Genomic DNA, 273 nt, shown 5'->3' with positions numbered 1-273 from the left:
CGAGCCGCTCGTGGTGCGCGAGCGCGAGCGCGTGCGCGGTCTCGCCGCCGGAAGCCTCCGACCATACCCACTCGGCATAGCAGGCGGGTCCCTCGTTGAGCCAGATGTCGCGCCACGCTTCGAGGCCCACGGCGTTGCCGAACCACTGATGCGCCAGCTCGTGCGCGACAAGGCGTTCAAAAGTTCCCTCGCCGTCGACGAGGTTCGCGCCGAAGACGGCGCCGCCCTGCGCCTCGAGCGGAATCTCCAGCTCATCGGCCGTCACGACGATCG

At 69.6% G+C, this 273-nt stretch carries 1 protein-coding gene; it reads right to left on the bottom strand.

Going from position 1 to position 273, the window contains the following annotated elements; all coding sequences use genetic code 11:
• Nucleotides 1-273: M1 family aminopeptidase (locus SB658_RS23930; RefSeq protein ID WP_410602820.1), on the bottom strand; the 273-nt coding region annotated here is incomplete at both ends.

This window comes from Bacillus sp. SIMBA_008, from assembly GCF_046535495.1.
Taxonomy (GTDB): domain Bacteria; phylum Bacillota; class Bacilli; order Bacillales; family Bacillaceae; genus Bacillus; species Bacillus subtilis.
The sequence above is the reverse complement of the archived record's forward strand: the minus strand, read 5'-3'. Positions and strand labels throughout refer to the sequence as shown.